The sequence below is a fragment of the Bacteroidia bacterium genome (assembly GCA_020852255.1).
Classification (GTDB): domain Bacteria; phylum Bacteroidota; class Bacteroidia; order JADZBD01; family JADZBD01; genus JADZBD01.
The window spans coordinates 494,562-518,102 of the sequence record JADZBD010000002.1; the positions used below are offsets into that span (position 1 = coordinate 494,562).

The following is a 23,541-nucleotide window of genomic DNA, read 5'->3' on the forward strand; positions in this document are numbered from 1 at the left end:
ATGCTCTGTTACAATTACTTGTGAAGAAAATACCGGATGAGATCCGCCGAGCTGACGATACCCACCGGTTTGCCATTATCTACCACCACCACAGCATGCACTTCGTTTCCGGCAAGGATCTCCCCTGCCAGCCGAATGCTTGCCGTGGAGGCAATGCTCACCGGATGAGCCGACATCACGTCTTTCACCAGTTTATTCTGGTAAGGTGCCGCGTCGTCATTCAGTCCGGCTCCTTCTGCAGCATACATAAAATCGTGCAAGCTCACCATTCCCACCAGCAATCCGTTTTCCACCACCGGTATATGGTGATGAAATCTTATTTTCTCGAAAATATGCTTAGCGTCTACCAGTTTCTGGCCCGGGCTGAGCGTTACGAGGTGGCCGGACATGATCGTTGATACTGCTTTTTCCATTGCTTTAGGATTGTTTCCAAAGGTAAAGATGGGATTTTTCCGGGATTCTGATGAATGTCACTTCTCCGGAAGGATAATCTTATCTTTATCATTTTCCGGGCCTATCGTCAAAGCTAATTTCAGGAAAAACATCTGCCATGAAAACGAGAACACTTATTGATCTGCTGAGTCTTTCCGGAAACCTGTATATGATTGCACGTGACGAGGAACTAATGAAGCACCTGAAAGAATGGTCTGCCGAAGCAAAAAAGAAGGCGAATGCGGTTTGGGACAACCTTGGAGAAGATACCGGGGAGGATGCCGAGTTGCTGGAACAGCTGCTGACCAGGGTGAAGAAAGCCAAACTTGAGTTTGACAGAAAAGTAGAGGAAACAGCCGAAAAAGTGTATCACCGGATGAAGCTTGCACATGAGAATGATATCGAAAAGTTGGAGCAGAAAATGGAAGCCCTCCAGCGTGAACTGGCGCTGACAGAAGCCCGTTTAATTCAGCTAGAAACGGCCAAACAGCACTGATGGGAATCCTGAGTTACTTCGACAAGAAGTATATTTTTCTGAAGCGGTACAACCAGATCATCCGGGTGATGATGAAGTATGGTTTTGACGATTTTGTATCGTACCTGGAGGAAAAAAAGCGCTTTCGCTTTCTTAAAAAGCTGATCCCAAAAACAACGATCGAACGTGCGACACATCTGACCAAGTGGGAGAAGATGCGACTGGTTTGTGAAGAACTGGGACCCACCTTTGTAAAATTCGGACAGATCCTCAGCAACCGGCCCGACCTTCTTCCGGAGAAACTGATTTACGAACTGGAGAAACTGCAGGACAAAGTTCCGCCGCTTCCCGGAAAAGTTGCACTCCAGGTTATCGAAACCGAACTGAAAAAACCAGTGTCGGAATTGTTTGCATCCATTGAGGAGGAAGCTTTCGCTTCAGCCTCCATGGCGCAGGTGCATCATGCCACACTGAAAACGGGCGAAAAAGTGGTCCTTAAGGTGCAACGACCCGGCATTAAAGAAATGATCGAATCCGATATCAAGGTAATGTATTACGTGGCCGGGATATTCAGCCGTCGCATTCCTTCCCTGAAATCCTTTGATCCGCCAGGTTTGGTCAAAAATTTTGAAGAAAGCATAACCCGGGAGCTGGATTTTATTTACGAATCCATCAATATTCAGCGCTTCCATCACCAGTTTCATAATGATAAGAGTGACGAAGGGGAGATTTATGCACCGGAAGTACATCCTGAATTTACTACGGAACGTGTACTGACTATGGAGTTCATTGACGGAACCAAAATCTCCAAACTGGAACGGTTAAAAAAAGAGGGATACGATCCAACGGTGCTGGCACGCAGACTGGCGGTTTCTTTTTTCAAGCAGATTTTCGAATACGGCTTTTTCCATGCCGATCCGCACCCGGGGAACCTTCTTGCTATACCTGTTAACCGCATCTGCTATCTTGATTTCGGCATGATGGGCAATATCATGCGGAAGGATATTGAACAACTGGGGTACCTTTTTATTGCAGTAAAGCAGAAGGATGTGCGTAAGATCATCCGCGCTCTGCAATCCTTATCCGATAATCCGGTAATCCGTAATTTCCGCGACCTTGAAAGTGATCTGAATGAATTTGTACAGAATCATCATTTCCGCAGTGTTCATTCCAATGAAATGAGCCACATCCTGATGTCGCTTAAGGATATCATCATCCGTCATGGTCTGCGTGTACCCTCCCACTTTTTCCTTCTAGGGAGATCCATGGTAACCATCGAAGGAGTAATCCATAAACTGGATCCGGACCTGGATCTCATTGACCTCGCCCGACCTTACCTGATTAAAACCGTGGCCAAACAATACAACCCGTTCAAATTTGCCAAGCGGGTATTCAACTCCGTATATGAAATGGGAATGTATATGGAGGACTTCCCGCGCGATCTGAAGAATGCCATCCGTAAGATCAATACCGGGGAGATCAAAGTCGACCTCCGGCACAAGGGCATTGACCCGCTGGTGCATACCATTAACCGCGTTACCCGCCAAATCATTACCTCCATCATCGGTGCGGCACTCATCATCGGCGGAACCCTTATGCTTATTTATAAGGTGCCTCCACTGTGGGATGATACTTCCTTTCCCGGGATATGCAGTTTTGTTATCGCCGCTATCCTGGTAGTCGGGATGCTCCGCGACCTGCGCAAAGGGGATCACGACGAGTGGCCCGGCTGGGATGAATAGCTGATATTACTCAAAACGTACCTGCCTCATTATCAGAGGCTCCTGCCTACCCCCGGTTCCTCTTCTACCTAATTATAAGTATTTAATTACTTTTATTACAAAACTAAGATTATCTTTGTGCGGTAATCAATCACGAATTAAAAACAACAGGAATGGAAACAACCACAGAGAATATTATCAATGTAACATTGATAGAGCCCCGATTAAAGCACCCGACTATTTTTGCCGGTTTTGACAAACTGGCGGAAGGAGAGAATTTCGTGATCCATAATGACCATGATCCAAAACCGCTCTACTATCAGCTTCTCGGCGAGCGGGGTGATATATTCACCTGGGAATACCTCGAACAAGGTCCGCAGTGGTGGAAAGTAAGGATCAGTAAGAAAGTGAGAGGAGAGGGAAAAGAAACGCTGGGCGAAATCGCTGCCAAAGATCTGCACAAGGCAAAAATCTTTAAGAAATACGGCCTTGATTTCTGCTGCGGCGGAAAGAAAACAGTAAAAGAAGCCTGCCTTGAAAAGGGTCTGGATGTCACCAAGGTTGAACAGGAGCTGCAGCAGGCGGAAGAGGTCAGGGAAAGTCGTCCGCTCCCTTATAACGAATGGGATCCTGGCTTTTTAGCCGACTATATTGTGAATACCCACCACGGTTATATTAACAAAAATCTTCCTGATATCCGGATGTATGCGAACAAGGTAATGCGCGTGCACGGCGACCAGCATCCGGAGTTACACAAGGTATATGAACTCGTAGAATCCGCCGCTAACGAAATCCTTCCACATATGCATAAGGAAGAACAGATCCTTTTCCCGTACATACGGCAACTCGCCATTATTAAAAAGAATTCAGAACCCTTCGAAGGCAGTCCGTTCGGAACTGTGGAGAATCCAATCCATATGATGGAACATGAGCACGATACACTTGGCAACATTCTGAAAGAACTCAATGCCTGTACGGGAGGTTATACGCTGCCGCCCGATGCCTGCGCCAGTTACAGTATGCTTTACCGCATGCTGGACGAATTCGAAAACGATCTGCACTTACATATCCATCTCGAGAATAACATACTTTTTCCAAAAGCAATAGAAATGGAGAAGTCGCTGAGAAATTAATATTCTGAAGAGAGGATTGAGATGCCAATGCCATACATTGCTTCAGTTTTTCTTCATATCCTCTTTGCTGCTTTCTGGATGGGCGGTATGCTGTTCCTGCCTCTGGTATTTTTGCCGGGAATAAAAAACGAAAGCAACCGTGTTGCGCTGCTTTATAAGACCGGAATCCGTTTTCGTTTGTATGGATGGGTTGCACTGGCAGGGCTGCTTATCACGGGACTCCTGAATATGTATTTACGCGGTATACCATTCAGTCTGGAATTCCTAACGGAGAGTGGCTACGGGCGGCTACTTGCGTTCAAACTGATACTCTTTTCCATCCTGCTGATGATAGCATTTATTCACGACTTTTACATTGGTGAAAAAGCTATAGAACTAATAAAGGCAGATCAAAAAAATAAGCTTACGCTGGTTGCCCGATGGTCTGGCCGCATCAATTTGCTGTTATCTGTCCTTATCGCATTTCTGGGGGTAGCGATCTCACGAGGAGGATGGATATAACATGGCTGATTTGCTCTCCATACAGAAAGCGCCAATGTACAGCGGTATAACCGGGAGGCATCCATTCCGGAATGGTTAACCCGAATTAAAAACTACGATCATGATCACTATCAATGCCGACACAAAGATTGCAGCAGTTATTAAAGCACATCCGGGTGCATTGGAAGCGATTATCAGCCTGTCACCAAAATTCAACAAACTGAGGAATCCTGTGTTGCGCAAATTAATGGCCTCACGCACCTCACTTTTTACTGCCAGTAAAGTTGGGGGCTGTTCCGTAAATGATTTCTTTCTGAAACTGGAACCGCTGGGCTTTACGATTGACCGGACCACTGCCCCCTCAGAGGACCACTTCACAGCTGAAAAGCCCGGCTTTATGAATAACATTCAGCAACTATCTGTTGAAACACTGGATGTTCGGCCGGTAATAGCCGAAGGGAAAGATCCGTTCAGTAGTATTATGCAGAAGATAAATGAACTCCCGGCGGATTCGGTTCTGCTGCTGATCAACACATTTGCACCGGTACCTCTTTTGAATATCCTCAGCAAACAAGGTTTTGAATATTTTGTGGAACACAAGAACGACGATCTTGTGCACACCTACTTCTTTCGTAAAGGAGGCACCGGAAATGCAACACTGCCACAGGTGGGTGATGCCACCGGCTGGGACGAGGTTTACCAACGTTTCCGCGATAAGCTGGTCAACATAGATGTACGCCACCTGGAAATGCCTCAGCCAATGCACATGATACTGGAGGCACTCGAACAACTGCCTAAAGACCAGGCACTGTTTGTTCAGCATAAACGTATCCCCGTATTTCTTCTTCCCGAGCTGGAAGAACGAAAGATGGAGTACCGTATCAAAGAAATCAGTGACGGAAATGTTCATCTTTTGATTTTTCATTCCGAATGTTAGGTGCCCCCGTTGATACTTCCACCATCAGGACCACCTCGCACAAAGTGGTACTGCCCTTCTATATTTACGCTGCTCTCTCCTACCTGGTGGCCACGATTTTCCTTTTTATTTCCGCCGAAGCGTTTATGACGCATTATTTTCATCCTCAACTCCTCTCACTTACGCACATGATGACACTGGGCTGGGGAACCATGATTATTATCGGCGCCAGTCATCAGATGATACCGGTTATCAGTGAGGGAAAACTATACAGCGAATGGCTGGCCTATTTCACCTTTGGTCTGGCGGCCCTTGGAATTCCACTGCTACTGTACGGCTTTTATAATTTTGACATGGGATTTTCTGCCCGGCGTGGGGGCGAACTGATTGTACTCGCTCTAACGACCTATCTCATCAACATCGGCGGAAGTATCTCGGGAGGCCGGAGTAAAAACGTGCATACCCTGTTTGTTTTTACTTCCGCGGCCTGGCTCTTATTTACTGCCGTACTGGGTCTGCTGCTTGTTTACAATTTCACAGGAGTGGTTCTCCCGTCAGATTCGCTGCATTACCTTCCCCTGCATGCCCATGTCGGCATCATCGGCTGGTTTCTCCTGCTGGTAATTGGAGTAGCCTCACGGCTGATTCCAATGTTCCTCATTTCCAAATACACTAATACGAAACTTCTTGGGCTTATCTGCATTCTAATCAACGCTGCGCTGCTTCATTATCTGGCAGTCTTTTTTCTTCAGGCGAATGCATCCTGGCTATTCATTCCACTCACGATGATTCTGCTTGCGGTTCTGTTATTTGCATTTTACTGTTATGAATCGTACCGTAAACGCATCCGTCGCATGGTAGACGATCAGATGAAAATCTCTCTGCTTTCCGTTGGAATGATCCTGATTCCTGTGCTGTTTCTGTTTGCAATTCTGATTCCGATATTGACTGCTTCAGGAGATCATATTACGCTGGTCCTGACGTACGGTTTTGTGATCTTTTTTGGATGGATTACGGCACTGATATTTGGAATGACATTTAAGACCCTGCCGTTTATCGTGTGGAACAAGGTTTACCACCACCGCTCTGCCCGCGGAAAGACCCCCGGTCCGAAGGAGCTTTTCAGCCCGGTCGTGTTTAAGATCATGAGTCTGGCCTATCTTTCCGGTTTTATTATTTTCGCATCCGGGATATTGTTTACTTCTGTTGTGACGCTAAAAGTTGGTGCCTTGTTGCTGATCCTCACCGGGGTAATGTATAATCTGAATGTATTTAAAGTTATTACTCATAAAGCCGTAACTAAATGAACGTAAAAACAAATAATACTATTCAGTGTACGGTTGCGCTGGCGGGATTGTCTACGGTATTGGATCCGGAGATTGGGCTGAACGTGGTAGATCTGGGGTTGATTTATGAAATAAATTTTGATGAGCCGGGAAAAAAAGTAACATGCCTGATGACACTCACTGCAGAATTTTGCCCAATGGGAGATTCCATTACGACCGGAGTTAGGGAGTCATTGCAGACTTCATTCACAGGTTATTCAGCAGAAGTGGTTCTTACATTTGATCCGCCCTGGAATTTTGAACGGATCTCGGAAGAGGGCAAAGCGTTTTTAAAACGATAATCATGCTGAGCCTGACATGTAAAGCGTCGATCAAAGCAGTCATTTATCTTGGCTCAAAATCCGACTCAAATATGAAGTCCGGCATCCGGGAGATTGCCGAATATATCAATGAAAATGAACATACTGTTGGGAAACTTCTGCAAAAACTTGTGAAGGCTAAAATTATCAATAGTGTCAAAGGCCCTAACGGCGGATTCTATATGACAGGCAGGCAATATAGACAGCCTATTATTAATATTGTTCATGCCATAGACGGGAAGGATGTGTTCAGTAAATGCGGCCTGGGATTAACAAAATGCAGTGAAACACATCCCTGTCCGTTTCATAATGATTTCAAACCAATTCGTGAACTGTTCAGGACAATGTGCTCCGATAAAAACGTGAATGATCTCTGCAGCGACGTGAACAGCGGGCTGGCCCATCTGATCGGCTAAGACCGGTGATGCCCGATAAAGTACTTTTTACTTTACAGCCTTTTTCTTCTTTTTCTCCTGCTTTTTAAAATATCTTTTCAGTGGAAAAGTGTGTTTTAGCGCCTCCAGATCTTCATTGAGCAGAATAGTCCCCTTGTTCAACTCCTTCATACTCTGGTTGAGATGATGAACAAAGGCTGTATCGTTAAGCAGCACGCCAATACTTCCCTCTCCCTTTTTCAATTTACCGGAAATGTCCGAAATATCACCGCTGAGCACAGCGAGGGAATCCGACAATTTCTCAAATTTCAACACGGTTTGTTTCACGCTGCCGTAAAGCGCCGTATCCGTTACCAGTGCCCCCAGCGAGCCTTTGCCATTTTTTATGCCGGCCACAAGGCTATGCAGGTCTCCTGTGATCTGCAAGGTATGATCCGAAGTCTTGCGGATTTGCACAATAGACGCTTTTATATTTTCCGCCACTTCTTCATCCGTGAGCAGCGACCATATGGTATTTCTGCTTCGGAAACGCTCCGTAATATCCTTCAGGTTAGCAGTAATGTCCTTCATATTATCATTCGTAACGCTTAGCGTACGTATCATCTGCTCTATTTCGATGGGAGCCACAGTAGCCAGCACATCCTCCGGTTCCACCATAGGCGATGGGCCGGAGGAAGGAGTTATGTTCACCAGTTTATTTCCCATCAGTCCGTCGGTACTTACCGCCGCCTTGCAATTCTTCCGGATATATTTCTGAACACTTTCCTCAATCATCATGGTCACCCGTACATTTGAATCGTTCACAATCATGACCTCCGAAACAGTGCCTACGTCTATACCGGCGTAGCGCACATTATTGCCCTCCATCAGGCCGCTTACGGTACTAAAATTTGCATACAGATTAAAGGTTGATCCAAACAAATTCTGTTTAGTTCCCACCAGATAGAGTGCGGCAATCAGTAAGGCTGTTCCAGCCAACACAAAAATGCCAAGCCGTAAATTTCTGGTTCCTTCTTTTTTCATGTCAGCTTAAAGTAAGGTTTCACTGCAGGGTCTGAGGAGTGTCGCAGTTCATTGAGCGTTCCCTCCTCGTGATTTCTTCCGTCAATCAGCATCACTACACGGTTGGAAGTGATCTCCACGCAGTTGAGGTCGTGCGAAATAATCACCGAAGAAGTTTTGTATTTCTTCTGAATCTCCACCATCAGGTTTGAAATTTCACGACCGGTGATTGGATCCAGACCCGTGGTAGGTTCATCGTACAGAATAATTTCGGGTTTCAGAATAAGAGTACGTGCGAGTGCGATGCGCTTTCGCATACCGCCCGATAATTCCGCAGGCATTAAATCCACTGTTTCCGCGAGGCCAACGTTGGAGAGCGCTTCCATCACCAGCGCATTCACTTCTTCCTTTTTCATTTGTATCCAGTGCCTCCTCAGAGGAAACTCCAGGTTCTCCCGTACCGTCATGGAATCATAAAGGGCATTACTCTGGAAGAGGAACCCGACTCTGGCGCGTAATTTATCCAGTTCATCCCTGTCCAGCTCCGTCACCTCCTGTCCAAACACCTTCATGGAACCGGCGTCCTGTTGCATCAACCCAATGACAATTTTAATAAATACCGACTTGCCCGAGCCGGATTTTCCCAGCACCACCACATTTTCGCCCCGATGAAGCTGCAGGTCGAAATCGCGCAACACATGATTGCTTCCGAACGATTTCCGGATCCCCTTGCTTTCGATAACCAGTTCGCCGATCTCCATTACTCAATTAAGCCCAAGAATATCCGTGATCTGAACGGCCACCAGATCTATCAGGAATACCAGAAGGGAAGCGATCACAACAGCAGAATTTGCGGACCGCCCCACCCCTTCCGTTCCTTTACTTGAAAAATACCCTTTATAACATCCCACCATACCAATGGCATATCCAAAAAAGAAAGTTTTAATAAAAGCAGGAATAAGATCCGAATAATTCATCACTTCAAACACCTGATTCCAGAAAAGTTCCCAGCTCACAACTCCGCGAATATTCGCGCCGAGGTAACTGCCGTAGAGCGATACACCATCGGCAAGAATGGATAGAATGGGGAGCATCAGTGAAGTAGCCAGCACCCGTGTAACCACCAGGTACCTGTAAGGATTGGTACCGGAAACATCCATTGCGTCAATTTGCTCTGTTACGCGCATGGATCCGAGTTCCGCACCGATGCCGGAACCTACTTTTCCAGCGCAGATCAGTGCAGTAATTACGGGCGCAATTTCCCGTACCAGTGAGAGCGATACCATTTTGGGAAGCCAAGCCTCAGCACCGAATTCCACCAGTGTGGGCCGTGATTGGATGGTGATTACCAGCCCCATGATAAACGCGGTGATGGCAACCAGAGGTAAGGAACGATAGCCAACGTAGTACGACTGCCGCAGGAACTCGGAAAACTCGAACCCCGGCCGGAACAACTCCCTGAAAAAACGCGCAGCGAAAGCAGCCATCCGGCCTGTATCGTCCAATGTTTCTCTCAGGGGTGCGAGGGGTCCCGATGCCATTCTCCAAAGATAGCTAATCACAAAGGAAAGGTCCTGTGAGTGGTGTCAGCACAGATACTGACCCCGGTCAGTTAATGAACCGCAGGAGCAAACCCGAATGAACTTATTTCTTTATGATTCTGCCGAGGTCAATAGGACGGATGATACTTTCTTCCAAAGAGAGAATGGTGTCTGTACGTTCGATTCCTTCGATGACCTGTATTTCGTCATTCAGTACTCAGGCTGGTTTCCGCACACTCACCAGGTAGACGCCGGTAAAAATACAGAGAGCAGAAAGTACCTTGCCGAGATCAAGGTGATCCTTTCCCAGGCCAACTGCGATGATGGCCGTTAGAACAGGCTGAAGATAGATATACGCGCTTACGACAGATGGGCTAAGGGCCTTCAGTGCGAAGGTATTGAGCAGGTATGCAATAAAAGTAGTACCGATAATGATAAAAGCCAGGGCGCCCCATGCCCACCGCGAGAAAGCGCTATAATCCACCGCCGTGTCTGCAACCCCGAACGGCAGCACCAGAATGGCTCCGAAGAGGAAGACCCACTTCAGAATGGTTACAGTATGATACTTCTGCATCAGGGGCTTTACCAGCACGAGATACAATCCCCAGGATGTGGCGTTAAGTAAAACAAAAAAGTCGCCCAGTGGATCCGCAACACCCTTTGTATCACCGCTTCCGGAGTACATCAGTGCAGCCGCTCCGAGAAATCCCAACAACACCCCCGCGGCTTTCACCATTGTAATGCGCTCCCGGATAATGAGTGCCGCCAGAATCAGTACAAGAATAGGGGTAGTAATCATCATAATGGCCGCATGAATGGGGCTGGTCAGATCCAATCCTTTAAGGAATAGCATCTGGTTGATGCACACTCCGAAAACGGCAAGCATCAGGAGCCGGGGCAGATCTTTGCGATCCGTCTTTTCACGTACAAACAAGGTACCGGCGAACCAAAAAAGTAAACTTGCGCCGGCAGCCCGTAAAACCACCAATCCTGCCGGTTCCATCCAGTCCGCTGTAAAGTCTTTAGCTACAACAAAACTGATGGCGTAGATCACCTGTGCAACCAGCAGCGCCGTATGAGCATAAATGGTATTCACCCTGTTTTCGGTTTTTTTTGAACCGGGCACAAAGATACACTGTCGAATCCTTACTTTTGATGTTATGAAATTCGACACCAAAGCCATTCATGCCGGACAGGAACCCGATCCCAGTACCGGCGCGATCATGACACCCATTTACCAGACCTCAACATACGTACAGGAGGCTCCCGGGAAACACAAAGGGTACGCCTACGCCCGCGGGAAAAATCCAACACGCATGGCACTGGAGAAGTGCATCGCCGCGTTGGAGAACGCCCGTCACGGACTTTGCTTTTCAAGCGGAATGGGAGCCAGCGACGCCGTTATCAAAATGCTCAGACCCGGTGATGAAGTTATCGCCACGGATGATCTCTACGGAGGCTCTTACCGGATGTTTGAAAAGATCTTCTCTCCCTACGGTATCAAATTTATTTATGTGGACATGGGGGATGCGGCGAACATCCGGCGTGCGATAACGGATAAGACCAGGCTTCTGTGGGTGGAAACACCTACTAATCCGCTCATGAAGATCATTGATATTTCGGCCTGCGCTGTTATTGCAAAGGAGCGAAAACTGATATTGGTGGTGGATAACACATTTGCCTCGCCCTATCTGCAGAATCCGCTGGATCTGGGCGCAGACATTGTAATGCATTCCGCCACAAAATATCTCGGCGGACACAGCGATGTGGTGATGGGTGCCCTTTGTACCAACAACGACAACCTGCTCGAGCAGCTTGCCTTTGCACTCAATGCCAGCGGTGCGAATCCCGGCCCCATGGATTCCTTCCTGGTCCTGCGCGGAATAAAAACCCTGCATGTACGTATGGACCGACATTGTTCCAACGGCAAAGCCGTTGCAGAATTTCTGAAAGGACATCCCAAAGCGGAAAAGGTCTACTGGCCCGGTTTTGCCGACTTTCCTAATCATGCGGTTGCAAAAAAACAGATGCGCGGTTTCGGGGGAATGATCTCCTTTGTGTTGAAGGGTGCTGACGCCGAGGCAACAGGAAAAATGATGCAGCGAACGAAGGTATTTTCCCTTGCCGAATCCCTGGGCGGTGTGGAATCGCTTATTAATCATCCGGCCAGCATGACCCATGCCAGCATCCCAAGAGAAGAAAGGCAAAGGGTGGGTGTGGTAGATAATCTTATTCGATTGAGTGTGGGAATTGAGGATGTTCAGGATCTTTTAGACGATCTGAAACAGGCCCTCAGCTGATTTTTTGCCGTTTATCCCAATTTGTTGCAATTCGCTCGCGGAATTAATAGGTTTACCCCGTTGAATCACTATTATATCACCGGAACCTCCCGCGGCATTGGCAAATCCATGGCCGAATACCTCTTACGCGACCATACCAATCATGTGGTCGGGCTCTCGCGGACCAATACCCTGTCACACCCAAATTTCTCCTGGCATAAACTGGATCTGAGTGATCCGGCAGCGGTTAAGGCCTTCCGGTTTTCCTACCATCCCGGAGCAGGAAAGATCTGGCTGATCAATAATGCGGGTACAATCGGTCAGATTAAACCGGCCGGCAAACTGAATCCCGATCAGCTCATCGCCTGCTTTCACGTGAACCTGGTGAGTCCGGCCGTTCTGATCAACAGTTTTATTGAAGCATTCCGTGAAGAGAACTGCGACCGTATGATCGTCAATGTGAGCAGCGGGGCGGGCAAAAATCCAATTGACGGATGGAGTTCTTACTGTGCGTCGAAAAGCGGACTGGATATGTTCAGCCGTGTCGTGGATAAAGAGCAGAAAATCTCCCGGCAAACAGGCATCCGCATTTTCTCCATTGCACCAGGAATAGTAGACACCCAGATGCAGACAGAAATTCGTTCGGCCTCGCCTTCTGATTTCAGCAGGCTCGAAGATTTTCAGAAGTACAAGAATGACAACGTGTTAGGGGATCCGCGCTTGACAGCGGAGAAATACTTTAGTATCTTAGCGAAAATAGGATCCCCGGAAGAAATTGTTTTTTCAGTAAAGGACCATTAATTCTAATAAAATCCAGTGATGAAAACAGTATTGTACTCAATGCTCCTGGCCTGTTCGGTTCCTGCTATGGCCCAGCAGGTTGTTCCATGCCATACGATGGAGCACATGGAAGAATTGTTCCTTCAGGATCCGTTAAAGCGAGCTGTCTTTAATGAAGAAGAGAAAAAATTCGAGGAGATCCTCCGGAACAATCCTGAATTGCAAACACAGGGTGGGCCCCGGATCATTCCGGTAGTATTCCATATCATCCATGTTGGCGGAACGGAAAACATCAGCAAGGCGCAGGTACTGGATCAGATGCGCATACTGAATGAGGATTTCCGCAGACTAAATCCGGACACCGTAAATACGCCCGGCCCCTTTAAACCTCTGGCCGGCGATGCCAATATCGAATTTCGCCTGGCACAAAAAGATCCCAGTGGGAATTGTACGGATGGTATTGTACGCAAATATTCGCCTTTGAGCGTGAATGCGCGCGACAATGTGAAGGCGGTGAGTTACTGGCCTGCCACAAAATATTTCAATATCTGGGTGGTTAAATCCATTGATGCCAATGGTAATCCGGGTACGATTCTCGGTTATGCTCAATTCCCAAACTTGCTGCCGATCAGCCCTGGAACGGATGGTGTGGTACTCCGTCATGATGTAGTGGGAGACATAGGCACAGCAGCAACGGGGCCGTTCGCCAATTATAACGGCCGCACGCTTTGTCATGAAGCCGGTCACTGGCTTAACCTGCGCCATATTTGGGGTGATGCCGTATGCGGAAACGACCAGGTGAGTGATACACCTACGCACCTGGGAGCGAATTCAGGTTGTCCGACTTTCCCTTACAACGTAGGCAGCCAGTGCAATCCGGGCCCCAATGGTGAGATGTATGTGAATTACATGGACTACACTGATGGTAATTGTCAGAATATGTTTTCGGTTGGACAGTGTACTCGTATGAACACCACGTTGAGCGGTGCAAGAGCCAACATCTGGAGTGCTTCAAATCTTACGGCAACCGGAACAGACGGATCGCCCGCTGTGCTCTGCGCCCCGGTAGCCCAAATTTCCCCCTTTGTTCCTGCCCTGATATGTGCCGGCGATTCCGTTCTTTTCAAGGATATGTCGTATAACGGGACCGTAAGTAACCGCAACTGGTCCTTCCAGGGCGGCTCCCCGTCCTCCTCCACTGATTCTACTGAATATGTCACCTATTCCACTCCCGGGATTTATTCCGTAACACTCACTGTGAGCAACACCGCGGGAACCAACACAGCTACAAAAACAGGTTGGATCGTTGTCAGTGCCGGCACCGCTCAGTATAGTACATGGAATTATTATGAAGGATTTGACGCTTCCCAGCTTCCGTCAGACTGGGCCGTATACAACCTGGGAGGAGATGCAGTAACCTGGACGATCACAAATACCGCCAGCTGGTTTGGCGGAAGCTCCGTCCGGTATGTGAATAGTTCCGGACTCACGGGCCAGGTGGATGAGCTCATTTCACCTTCCGTAAATATGACTTCCATTAATTCTCCGAAACTCTATTACTATGTGTCCTATGCCCAGCGCGATGCCAATTCGGATGACAAACTTCGTATTCTGGTGTCTATTGATTGCGGAGAAATGTGGACCCAGCGAAGTTCAAAATCCGGATCCATTTTAAAGACCGTTAATCCGCAAACCGCTTCATTCATTCCCACGCAGGCCAGCCAGTGGAGACTGGAAACAGTAAGTTTGGCCGCTTATCAGAGCGCTGCAAAACTGAAGGTGAAATTTGAATTTACTTCCGATGGCGGAAATAATATTTACGTGGATCACATTAATATGACCGGCACACTAGGTATGGAAAACACGGGGGCCGATCCTTTCGGGATGAACGTATTTCCCAACCCGGTGGAAGGATTTTCTCAGCTCCTATTCACTACGGACGGTCCGGAAACGATCCGTATATCATTAAACGATGTGATGGGGAGGGAAGTGAAGGAAATATTAAAAGGGGAATTCAGTGGAGAAACCCAGCTGGCTTTCCATTCCGGAGATCTGGCTCCCGGCATTTATCTGCTGACCCTGGAGCATAACGGTAATACCTATGTGAAGAAGCTGGTGATCCGCTGATCAGTAGCCTAGCTTTTCTCTGACCAGTTTGAGTTTGGCCCGTGCTATCGCACGGGCTTTTTCTTCTCCGTCCGCAAGAATACGCTCCAGCATTTCCGGCTGGTTCATGAGATCATGAAAGGCATCGCGCTGCGACCGGTAGCACTCCATGATGAGCTCAAAGAGAGCTTGTTTAGCATGTCCATAACCAAATCCCCCCCCCAGATATTTCGTTCGCAAATCACTCACCTGAAGGTCCGTACCGAGTAGTTTGTACAGCGCGAACACGTTGCACTTTTCGGGATCCTTCGGAGCCTCCAGCGGGGTGGCATCGGTAACAATGCCTTTGACCGCCTTCAGCAGCTCTTTTTCCGGCAGAAAGATATTAATGAAATTATTGTACGACTTACTCATTTTCTGCCCATCCGTTCCGGGAACGATCATTACTCTTTCATCAATCAGTGGTTCAGGAATCACAAATGTGTCGCCGTATTGATGATTGAATGCACCTGCGATATCGCGGGTCATTTCGAGGTGCTGCAACTGATCTTTCCCTACGGGTACTTTGTGTGCATCGTAAAGTATTATATCTGCGGCCATTAGAACCGGATAGGTAAAAAGACCTGCGTTCACATCCGACAGTTTCCCGGCCTTATCCTTAAATGAGTGCGCATTGGCCAGCATGGGAAAGGGAGTAAAGCAGCTGAGATACCAGGTGAGTTCACAAACTTCCGTCACGCGGCTCTGGCGGTAGAGCAGGTTCCGTGAGGTATCAAAACCAAAGGCCAGCCAGGTAGCAGCGACTGCCGCGGAGGAGTTGCGCCGGAACCCGGCATCCTTGATTGTGGTAAGGGAATGAAGGTCGGCGATAAAGAGGAAGGACTCATTTCGCGGATCCTGTGAAAGCCGGATGGCAGGAAGAATGGCCCCCAGAATATTCCCCAGATGGGGGATATTAGAACTTTGAATTCCGGTAAGTATTCTGGCCATTAGCGGCAAAGTTAACAGGTTTCGCTAATTTTGAGGAGTGAAGTACCTCACCCTCGTTCCCCGGGTTTTATGGAAATGCTGGCTCTCGCTCAATTTCGGGATCGGCATGCTCCTGCTCTATCCCTTTTTCCGGTTGCTCCTGAGCCGCTCCTCCAGCTACCCTGCTGCATTCCGGCTGATGAGAAGCTGGGCCTACTTCATTGCGTTCACCTCCGGGATTTACCCCCGGATTCAACGGATGCCCTCTATGGAAAAAGGACCTTGTGTTTATTGCGCCAATCACCATTCGTATCTGGATATTCTGATGTCATACATTGTGATTCCGCATTACTTCATCTTTATGGGGAAACGTGAGATTCAGAATACTCCATTATTCAATGTATTTTTCCGGGGGATGAATATCCTGGTAGACAGGAAAAGCAATGTAGATTCGCACAAAGCTTTTCTGCGCGCCGGTGAGGAACTGCAGAAGGGGAACAGTATTTTTATTTTTCCTGAGGGTGGCATCATTTTCCGGGATCAGCAGTTGCACCGGTTTAAGAACGGAGCCTTTCGTCTGGCGATTGAGAAGCAAGTGCCGGTAGTACCCATAACGTATCTGAATAACATCCATTTACTTCAGACAGGCTCATTTCTAATGGCCGATGCCCGACCCGGAATTGCACGAGTCATTGTGCATGAACCCATTCCCACCAAGGGCATGGGAGCCGGTGATTTAGTATCTTTGCGGGAGAAGTGCTATCAGGTGATTGACGAGGCGCTTCGCAAATAATTACTCATGGAGATCAATGATAAAATGATTGACCATCTGGCCTGGCTTTCCCGGCTTCAGTTTAACGGACAGGAAAAAGAACAGGTCAAAAAAGATCTTGGGCGCATGCTGGACTTTGTGAATAAGCTGAATGAACTTGACACCAGCGGAGTTGAACCACTCATCTACATGAGCGAAGAAGTGAATGTTCTCCGAGAGGACAACATCCGGAAGGAGATCGGCACAAAAGAAGCCCTGATGAACGCACCAAAAAAGGACTCTGATTATTTCAAAGTTCCAAAGGTGGTCGAAAAAAAGTAGCTCAGCAGAATTGATCGAATACCATCTTCAGGTGCTCTGCGAGCATCTCCGCAGATCGTCCCTCGATGTGATGCCTTTCAATGAAGTGAACCAGTTTTCCGTCTTTAAATAAAGCCATGCAGGGTGAGGAAGGAGGGTACGGGGCAAAATACTTCCGTGCTTCTACTACTGCTTCGGTGTCAAATCCGGCAAACACCGTGATCAGCCTGGAGGGTTTCTTGGCACCGGAAAGCGCCAGTCTTACCCCGGGACGGGCTGCGCCGGCAGCGCATCCGCATACAGAATTGACCACACATAATACCGTACCGCCACCCGTCAAGGCACTCTTGACATCGTCGGGGTTTGTAAGGTCTTCAAAACCAACGGTAGTAAGTTCTTTTTTCATTGGAATTACAATCTCTGCAGGGTACATATGGTATACGTTTTGAGAGGACAAAGATAGGGCTATATTTTTAACTTTGCTCCTTAACAATCTCAGGAATTTCCATGAAAAAGATGTTGCTTTTCCCGATCCTTCTGCTGACAACGGCACTCTTCACACAGGTGCCGGCTCCGGTAGCGCCAAAGGCGAAACTTGTACAAACCGTCACCAAGAAAGGTAATGAGATCGTGATTCCGTATCAACGCTGGGTACTACCCAATGGACTTACCGTGCTGATCCATGAAGACCATTCGGATCCCATCGTGCATGTGGACATGACGTACCATGTAGGGTCGAACCGTGAGCAACCCGGCCGCTCAGGATTCGCCCACTTTTTTGAACACATGATGTTCCAGGGGTCGGACAACGTAGCTGACGAAGAACATTTCCGGATTGTGACCGAATGCGGAGGTACTCTCAACGGAACCACCAACCTGGACCGGACAAACTATTTTGAGACTTTGCCATCAAATATGCTTGAGATCGGGCTGTGGCTGGAGGCGGACAGGATGGGATTTCTGCTAGACGCAGTTACACAACAAAAATTTGAGATCCAGCGGTCCACAGTAAAAAACGAACGCGGACAGAATTACGATAACCGGCCGTACGGACTCGTGAATGAAAAAGTAATTGCAGCCCTCTATCCAAAAAACCATCCCTATTCCTGGCCAACGATTGGTTATATAGAAGACCTGAACCGGGTAGATGTCAACGATCTGAAGAAATTTTTCCTTCGCTGGTATGGTCCGAACAACGCTGTACTTACTGTTGCCGGAGATGTAGATCCCAAGCAGGTAATCGCACTGGTAGAAAAATATTATGGATCCATTCCCCGCGGCCCGGAGGTAAAGAATCTTCCAAAATCTTCTGTGAGCATTGACAAAGACCGGTATATCAGCTACGAAGACAACATCCGTTTCCCCCTTTTGCAGTTCAATTGGCCCACTGCTTCATCTTTCACGGATGACGAAGCGGCCCTGGATGTTCTGGCTAACCTGCTCAGCGGGTCCTCGAAGGGTTCTATCTTTTACAACAACTTCATAAAAACAAACAAAGCAGTGAATGCTTCCGTTTCCAATCCTTCATCGGAGCTTCACGGCCGGTTCACCGTAACCGTGCTTCCCTATCCCATGTACAACCTTTCCCAGATGGATTCTATGATTCGTTCAGCGCTGATAGAATTTGAGAAGAAAGGGGTCTCTGACGAAGACCTTAAAAAATTCAAAGCAACGCATGAAGCGGATGTCATCAACAGTCTGAGCAGTGTGAGCGGGAAGGCCTCCCAGCTTGCCGCCTACTTCACTTTTACAGGCAACGCCGATTTCATCAAGGTGGATCTGCAGCGTTATCAGAAAGTAACGAAAGAAGATGTAATGCGGGTGTACAACAAGTATATTAAAGGTAAGCCCGCTGTTATCATCAGCGTATACCCCAAGGGGAAACCGGAAATGAAAGCTAAAGAAGACACGTATGTTTCCCCTCCGCGCGATCTCAATACACCGGAAAGCGAGGAATACAAGAACCTGAAGTACGTAAAAGCCAAAGATTCCTTCGACCGAAGTAAAAAACCCCAGCCGGGTCCTAACCCCGTAATCAAAGTTCCGGATTACTGGCAGGAAACGCTGCCCAACGGACTCAAACTGATCGGCACCCGTTCGGATGAATTGCCCAGTATTACCATGCAAATCAACATAGAGATAGGTCACCGCTTTGAAGATCCCTCGAAGGCCGGAATTGCAAATTTACTGGCTGATCTTCTGAACGAATCCACTCAGAAAACAGCTGCGGAGAAGATCAGTGATCAGCTTGAGTTACTTGGCTCGGAGATTTCCGTTTCGGCCGGGCTGAACGACATCACCTACACAATAAACTCACTGACTAAAAATCTTGATGCAACGCTCAAGATCCTGGAAGAGATGATGTTCTTCCCTAAATTTGATTCACTCGAGTTTAAACGATCAAAAAAAATGATTCTTGAAAGCATCGAGAATCAAAAAACCCAACCCACCGTTATTGCCGACAATGTGTTCCGGAAACTGATGTACGGACAGGGTTCAGTACTTTCAACACCGGTTATTGGAACAAAAGAATCCGTGGGACAAGTGAGTCTGGAGGATGTGATTGCTTACTACAATTCCAACTTTTCACCATCTGTGACTAACGTGGTGGTAGTGGGAGATGTTTCAAAAGAGCTGCTGCTTCCCAAAATCGAGTTCCTGAAAAAGTGGAATAATAAAAAAGTAGTGCGCAGCCTGCCTCCTGCTCCTGCGCCGGTGAATAAGACAACTGTTTATTTTGTGGATAAGAGCAAAGCCGCCCAAACGGAGTTTCGCTTCGGGCATCCCTCCATCCCCTACGATGCCACCGGAGACTATTACAAAAGCACGTTGATGAATTTTCCTCTTGGCGGAGGGTTCAGCGGCAGAATCAACCTCTTCATTCGCGAAGAAAAAGGCTGGGCGTATAACGCCTACGGTTTCTTCCGCGGGTCGAAGTATGATGGTTCATGGTACGCCTTCGCCGGCATCCGCGCCGACGCTACCGACAGCGCACTTGGAGAATTCATGCGCATTATTAAAGAATACCACACCACCGGCATCACAGAAAAGGAACTGAGTTTCACAAAAAACTCCATTGGGCAGAGCGATGCGCTGAAGTTTGAACAGCCCGGACAGAAGGCCGGTTTCCTGTTGCGGCTCCTGGATTATAATCTCGATAAGACTTACATTGAAAAGCAGGGTGAGATCCTGAAAACTATCACGAAGGCGGACCTGGATGCTTATGCCAAGAAAATGCTTCAGCCCGAGAACATGATTATTACCGTAGTCGGAGATAAGGAAAAATGGTACGCCGGCATAGAAAAGAAAGCGAAGGAGCTGGGATACGAAGTGGTTGAGCTGGATGCGGACGGGAACATTATTGTAAAGGTTCCGCCTAAAGAAGAAAAGAAAGAAGAGATTAAACCTCCGTATAATTACGAAACGAAGGATAAGAAGAATCCAAAAAAGAAGAAAAAGAAGGATTAAAAAAAAGCCCCGGATAATCCGGGGCTTTTTAAATTACTTTTTGCTGATGGTGAACTGTACCCTTCTGTTCAGGGCCTTTCCATCATCCGTTTTATTATCGGCAATGGGTTTGGTTTCACCGAAGCCGTTGGATTTTATGCGCGCTGCGTTTACTCCCTTTGATACGAGATAATCCAATACGGATTTTGCACGGTTTCGCGAAAGAGTCAGGTTGGCTGCATCCGATCCTACATCGTCAGTATGACCCTCAATTTCAATTTCCATAGTTGGATTCTCATTCATTACTTTAACGAGCTTATCAAGTTCCATATAGGATTCGGGCAGGAGGTCCCACTTGCCAGACTCAAAAAAGATATTGTTCAGACGAACAGTTTGACCTACTTCAATCGGCACGAGGTAAAGATCCCGTGTAACCTCCTTGTATTCCTTGAGATCACTCAGATCAAGGTTCTCGTTTACAGCGATAAAACCCGGTGCACTGGCGGAGAAACCATATTTCTTTCCGAACGGTAAGCTGATCATGTAGGAACCATCCGTAGGATTGGTGGTTGCTACTCCCACCTCTTTACCGTTTTCCATCAGAATATAGCTGATATTGGCCTTCAGTGGTTCGCGGGTTTTCTGATTGTAAACTTTTCCGGAAACGAGAGCAACAGGATCCGGCTTGATCTCCTTCGGTAATTTAACACGGAACACATCGATACCTCCGATGGTTTTGCCACTACTTGTGAAATAGGCGTAATCCCCGGAAGCGGGAATGGTATAATAGGCATCCCACTCCGGTGTATTGATGGCGGGTCCCAGGTTTACAGGTTCCGACCAGTTGGTCCAGGTATCATCCAAACGCCTGGTCATAAAGATGTCATTCGATCCGTATCCCATGTGCCCGGCGGAAGAGAAATACAAGGTTTTATCATCCGCAGCAAGGAAAGGACTTGTTTCTCCCGAAGCGGTGTTCACCACATTTCCGATATTCACCGGCTCTGACCACTCTCCGTTATCAAGTAACATAGAGAAATAAATGTCCTTATCACCATAGGTATCATCCCGCTCCACAGTCATCAGGATATACTTTCCCGAGTTGGCCATGCAGTACTCATTGTAATCATTCTTATTGTAATAATTCTTGATCGGAAGCTTGGAAGGCATTTCAAATTTTCCGCGGCTTCCTTTCATGCTGTAGGAAATTCCTTTCCCGCCCTCGGTCTGGTAAACGCCTCCCACGATGATTTTATTTCCGTCGGGTGTAACGGAACAAACGAAGTTTGGCTTTGAATTATTCAGCGGTTCTCCCGGGTTAGTGGCCTTCCCCCATTTCCCGTCGGGCTGCAGCTCACTCACCCAGATATCCTGCCCACCTTTCCCTTTGGGATCATCATCGCGGCAAATGAACAGGGTTTTGCCGTCGGGAGAAATCACCGGAAGCAATTCATCGTAAGTACTGTTCACATTTTCACCCAGATTTTCTTTTTGTGAGACAAAATTCACGTCTGTAGCGATCACCGGTTTAGGAATCCATTCGTCGGCACTTTCAGATATACCAATCGCGTCAAGACTGGCATACTTTCCGTTCCATGCCAGATCTACGGTAATTTTTACCGCCACAACCTCATATTCCGTCATTGGAAACTTTACATAAAGCATCCGTGCACCGCCGTCTATGAGCTTAGGCTTCCCTTTATGCACCTTATATGCTTTTCCGGAAGCATCGAACAGCTCCACTTTTGTAACTGCGGATGCGTTGTATGCCTCACAGATAATCACCTGCTGAATTTTCATGGGCTTGCTGAATCCCACCTTAATGAATTCCTTCGGAGTCTTTTTCGAAGGGCTCCAAGTATTGGGATTGTCACCACCCTTCGGCATACAGGATGGCTTCCCCAGCACCTGGTTGGCTGAATAGCCTTTGGTGTCGAACTGGGATGAGTAATCAATTACTTTAGAGGCCCATTGCACCTGCTGAGCAAGGAATGCAAGGGGGAGGAATAATCCTGCGAATAATAATTTTGCTTTCATAGCTGCGAAATTAAGAGTTGTTTTGAATTAAGGCGTGTTCCTTGTTAGGAACACGCCTACCACATTGATCACCCGCCTCAACCAACAAATAACAGTGGTTCAGAATTTTACGTTAAAAGGTATGGAGATTCCCATGGTCATCATTAGGAACGCATTGGCCGAGAGAATGCCCGATTCCTGCGACTTAAACCCCGGGCGTGAGCCCCACTCAAACTTGTAGGTCAGCCAGGTGCGCATCGGATTCTTATAAGACCATCCCATTCTCCATCCCATGTGTTTTTTCTCTTTCACATCCAGATCCGCATTCGGACTCACAATGCCGCTCACAGGGTGGGTAACGTCACCTTTTCCCATACCTACGCCCGGTGCAAACAGAAAGTCAATGTAGAAATCTGAGTACGCTGAGTTCCGGCGCGTTCCCCAGTCGTCTACAGAAACCTGAAGATTGGTGATGGATTTGAAGGATATTCCGCCAACGATTGTCATGGTTTTCATCATAGCTGCCCCTGTTGCCCTGCTGGTATCTACCCCCTCCAGTTTATACGCATGGGCATCTTCTGTTTCATAAGGGGTATTAACCATGTAGATGCCGCCGCGTACCCCGAAAATCTTTCTCTTGGTTCCGGGCGCCATAAAAAACTTCGTATTGGTGTAGGTATACCCCCCTGACGAATGCGAGCTTGAAGAAAGAACAATCTTCATACTGCGCTGCTTGGTCTTATCTACCAGATTCAGGGATGCTACGCCCTCGAACCACATGTGCGTCTTCACATCCTTATCATTCTTATTTGAGCTCTTGACGACATCAAGATAAGCTCTTCTGAAATCAATATTTAGGGTTCCAAGGCTGCCGTAATGAAGGTCGGCCCGTACACCCCATCCCAGTGTAACGTCCGTCCACCAAGCATCACAATAAAAAGGATCCAGGTGGATCATCAGTTTCTTAATGTTGTAGGGGTCATCTTCCAGTACCTTGTAATGAATGTCCTGCCCGTAGGAGGCTCCGCTCATAGCGGCCAGCCAGCCCAATGAGAAAATAAGTTTTTTCATTTGTTTGTTGTTAGGTTAATCATTGTGGTTTAGCGCAAATGTATCCGTCCCGCAACAAACA

At 47.6% G+C, this 23,541-nt stretch carries 23 protein-coding genes; 14 read left to right on the forward strand and 9 right to left on the reverse strand.

The window, feature by feature from the left end:
* Positions 1 to 14: 14 nt before the first annotated feature.
* Entirely contained in the window at positions 15 to 413 is a 399-nt protein-coding gene (locus IT233_02875) for a CBS domain-containing protein (protein MCC7301563.1), read from the reverse strand.
* Between the two features lie 137 nt (positions 414 to 550).
* Here IT233_02875 and IT233_02880 point away from each other — a divergent pair, with 137 nt between their 5' ends.
* From IT233_02880 to IT233_02915, 8 genes are all read left to right on the forward strand, one after another.
* Positions 551 to 928, forward strand: a complete 378-nt coding sequence (locus IT233_02880; protein ID MCC7301564.1) for a hypothetical protein — start codon at positions 551 to 553, stop codon at positions 926 to 928.
* Positions 928 to 2,649, forward strand: coding sequence for an AarF/ABC1/UbiB kinase family protein (locus IT233_02885; GenBank protein MCC7301565.1), 1,722 nt, complete (start codon positions 928 to 930; stop codon positions 2,647 to 2,649). The genes IT233_02880 and IT233_02885 overlap by 1 nt, the downstream gene beginning before the upstream one ends.
* A gap of 152 nt (positions 2,650 to 2,801) precedes the next feature.
* Positions 2,802 to 3,761, forward strand: a complete 960-nt coding sequence (gene ric / locus IT233_02890; protein ID MCC7301566.1) for an iron-sulfur cluster repair di-iron protein — start codon at positions 2,802 to 2,804, stop codon at positions 3,759 to 3,761.
* 27 nt (positions 3,762 to 3,788) lie between these two features.
* Positions 3,789 to 4,262, forward strand: a complete 474-nt coding sequence (locus tag IT233_02895; protein MCC7301567.1) for a CopD family protein — start codon at positions 3,789 to 3,791, stop codon at positions 4,260 to 4,262.
* Positions 4,263 to 4,362: 100 nt separating this feature from the next.
* Positions 4,363 to 5,178: a DUF2249 domain-containing protein gene (locus IT233_02900; GenBank protein ID MCC7301568.1), complete on the forward strand. Its 816-nt coding sequence runs from the start codon at positions 4,363 to 4,365 to the stop codon at positions 5,176 to 5,178.
* Positions 5,172 to 6,464 carry a cytochrome c oxidase subunit I gene (locus IT233_02905; GenBank protein ID MCC7301569.1) on the forward strand — a complete coding sequence of 431 codons (1,293 nt, stop codon included), beginning with the start codon at positions 5,172 to 5,174 and terminating at the stop codon, positions 6,462 to 6,464. Before IT233_02900 ends, IT233_02905 begins: the two co-directional genes overlap by 7 nt.
* On the forward strand, positions 6,461 to 6,784 hold the full coding sequence (locus tag IT233_02910; protein MCC7301570.1) for a metal-sulfur cluster assembly factor: 324 nt from the start codon (positions 6,461 to 6,463) through the stop codon (positions 6,782 to 6,784). Before IT233_02905 ends, IT233_02910 begins: the two co-directional genes overlap by 4 nt.
* Positions 6,785 to 6,786: 2 nt before the next feature.
* The gene (locus tag IT233_02915; GenBank protein ID MCC7301571.1) at positions 6,787 to 7,218 is read left to right on the forward strand and encodes an Rrf2 family transcriptional regulator; all 432 of its coding nucleotides are present in this window, start codon (positions 6,787 to 6,789) and stop codon (positions 7,216 to 7,218) included.
* A 27-nt stretch (positions 7,219 to 7,245) separates the two neighbouring features.
* Here the strand turns inward: IT233_02915 and IT233_02920 are convergent, their stop codons facing one another.
* The 4 genes from IT233_02920 to IT233_02935 form a co-directional block, all read right to left on the reverse strand.
* Positions 7,246 to 8,220, reverse strand: coding sequence for an MCE family protein (locus IT233_02920; GenBank protein MCC7301572.1), 975 nt, complete (start codon positions 8,218 to 8,220; stop codon positions 7,246 to 7,248).
* Complete coding sequence (locus IT233_02925; protein ID MCC7301573.1) at positions 8,217 to 8,960, reverse strand: ATP-binding cassette domain-containing protein; 744 nt, start codon at positions 8,958 to 8,960, stop codon at positions 8,217 to 8,219. Before IT233_02925 ends, IT233_02920 begins: the two co-directional genes overlap by 4 nt.
* A gap of 3 nt (positions 8,961 to 8,963) precedes the next feature.
* Positions 8,964 to 9,740, reverse strand: coding sequence for an ABC transporter permease (locus IT233_02930; protein MCC7301574.1), 777 nt, complete (start codon positions 9,738 to 9,740; stop codon positions 8,964 to 8,966).
* Positions 9,741 to 9,957: 217 nt separating this feature from the next.
* On the reverse strand, positions 9,958 to 10,836 hold the full coding sequence (locus tag IT233_02935; protein MCC7301575.1) for an EamA family transporter: 879 nt from the start codon (positions 10,834 to 10,836) through the stop codon (positions 9,958 to 9,960).
* A gap of 64 nt (positions 10,837 to 10,900) precedes the next feature.
* Here IT233_02935 and IT233_02940 point away from each other — a divergent pair, with 64 nt between their 5' ends.
* The 3 genes from IT233_02940 to IT233_02950 are packed head-to-tail and all read left to right on the forward strand — an operon-like array spanning position 10,901 to position 14,926.
* Complete coding sequence (locus IT233_02940; protein ID MCC7301576.1) at positions 10,901 to 12,040, forward strand: cystathionine gamma-synthase; 1,140 nt, start codon at positions 10,901 to 10,903, stop codon at positions 12,038 to 12,040.
* A 60-nt stretch (positions 12,041 to 12,100) separates the two neighbouring features.
* The gene (locus IT233_02945; GenBank protein MCC7301577.1) at positions 12,101 to 12,820 is read left to right on the forward strand and encodes an SDR family NAD(P)-dependent oxidoreductase; all 720 of its coding nucleotides are present in this window, start codon (positions 12,101 to 12,103) and stop codon (positions 12,818 to 12,820) included.
* An 18-nt stretch (positions 12,821 to 12,838) separates the two neighbouring features.
* Positions 12,839 to 14,926 carry a T9SS type A sorting domain-containing protein gene (locus IT233_02950; protein ID MCC7301578.1) on the forward strand — a complete coding sequence of 696 codons (2,088 nt, stop codon included), beginning with the start codon at positions 12,839 to 12,841 and terminating at the stop codon, positions 14,924 to 14,926.
* Here the strand turns inward: IT233_02950 and trpS are convergent, their stop codons facing one another.
* On the reverse strand, positions 14,927 to 15,895 hold the full coding sequence (gene trpS / locus IT233_02955; GenBank protein ID MCC7301579.1) for a tryptophan--tRNA ligase: 969 nt from the start codon (positions 15,893 to 15,895) through the stop codon (positions 14,927 to 14,929).
* Positions 15,896 to 15,932: 37 nt separating this feature from the next.
* On the opposite strand from trpS, the gene IT233_02960 reads away from it, so the two are divergent.
* Together IT233_02960 and gatC are read left to right on the forward strand one after the other, a co-directional pair.
* The gene (locus tag IT233_02960) at positions 15,933 to 16,667 is read left to right on the forward strand and encodes a 1-acyl-sn-glycerol-3-phosphate acyltransferase (protein ID MCC7301580.1); all 735 of its coding nucleotides are present in this window, start codon (positions 15,933 to 15,935) and stop codon (positions 16,665 to 16,667) included.
* A 6-nt stretch (positions 16,668 to 16,673) separates the two neighbouring features.
* A complete protein-coding gene (gene gatC / locus IT233_02965) occupies positions 16,674 to 16,967 on the forward strand; it encodes an Asp-tRNA(Asn)/Glu-tRNA(Gln) amidotransferase subunit GatC (GenBank protein MCC7301581.1) in 294 nt (97 codons plus the stop codon).
* Position 16,968: 1 nt separating this feature from the next.
* Here gatC and IT233_02970 read toward each other — a convergent pair whose 3' ends face one another.
* Complete coding sequence (locus IT233_02970) at positions 16,969 to 17,379, reverse strand: BrxA/BrxB family bacilliredoxin (protein MCC7301582.1); 411 nt, start codon at positions 17,377 to 17,379, stop codon at positions 16,969 to 16,971.
* A gap of 74 nt (positions 17,380 to 17,453) precedes the next feature.
* Between IT233_02970 and IT233_02975 the strand changes: the two genes are divergently transcribed.
* Positions 17,454 to 20,414 carry an insulinase family protein gene (locus IT233_02975; GenBank protein ID MCC7301583.1) on the forward strand — a complete coding sequence of 987 codons (2,961 nt, stop codon included), beginning with the start codon at positions 17,454 to 17,456 and terminating at the stop codon, positions 20,412 to 20,414.
* A 33-nt stretch (positions 20,415 to 20,447) separates the two neighbouring features.
* Here the strand turns inward: IT233_02975 and IT233_02980 are convergent, their stop codons facing one another.
* Positions 20,448 to 22,430 carry an OmpA family protein gene (locus tag IT233_02980; GenBank protein MCC7301584.1) on the reverse strand — a complete coding sequence of 661 codons (1,983 nt, stop codon included), beginning with the start codon at positions 22,428 to 22,430 and terminating at the stop codon, positions 20,448 to 20,450.
* 99 nt (positions 22,431 to 22,529) lie between these two features.
* Positions 22,530 to 23,480, reverse strand: a complete 951-nt coding sequence (locus IT233_02985) for a hypothetical protein (protein MCC7301585.1) — start codon at positions 23,478 to 23,480, stop codon at positions 22,530 to 22,532.
* Between the last annotated feature and the right edge of the window lie 61 nt (positions 23,481 to 23,541).